1 protein-coding gene is annotated in these 556 nt (G+C 68.9%); it reads right to left on the reverse strand.

The features are described from left to right. On the reverse strand, positions 1 to 556 hold a 556-nt coding region (locus KUM32_RS40300; RefSeq protein WP_254406769.1), incomplete at both ends, for a thiamine pyrophosphate-dependent enzyme.

Genomic DNA, 556 nt, shown 5'->3' on the forward strand with positions numbered 1-556 from the left:
GTGTAGAGCTTGCGCACCGAGCGCTTCTTGTCGATCAGGTCGTACATCAGCGGCTGGGTGAAACCGGGGTTGTCGGTCTCGTTGTGGCCGCGGCGGCGGTAGCAGATGAGGTCGATGACCACGTCCTTGTTGAACGCCTGGCGGAACTCGAAGGCCAGCCGCGCGACGCGGACCACGGCCTCCGGGTCGTCGCCGTTCACGTGGAAGATCGGCGCCTCGATCATGCGGGCCACGTCGGTGGCGTACATCGAGGAGCGGGACGCGGCCGGGGCGGCGGTGAAGCCGACCTGGTTGTTGATGACGATGTGCACGGTGCCGCCGGTGCGGTAGCCGCGCAGCTGCGACATGTTCAGCGTCTCCGCGACGACGCCCTGGCCCGCGAAGGCTGCGTCGCCGTGCAGCGCCACCGGCAGCACGGTGAAGTCCGTGCCGCCCTTGCCGATGATGTCCTGCTTGGCGCGCGCCACACCCTCGACGACCGGGTCCACCGCCTCCAGGTGGGAGGGGTTGGCCGTCAGCGAGACCTGGATCTGCTCGCCGTCCAGGCCCGTGAAGG

The sequence above is a fragment of the Streptomyces sp. AC627_RSS907 genome, assembly GCF_019049165.1.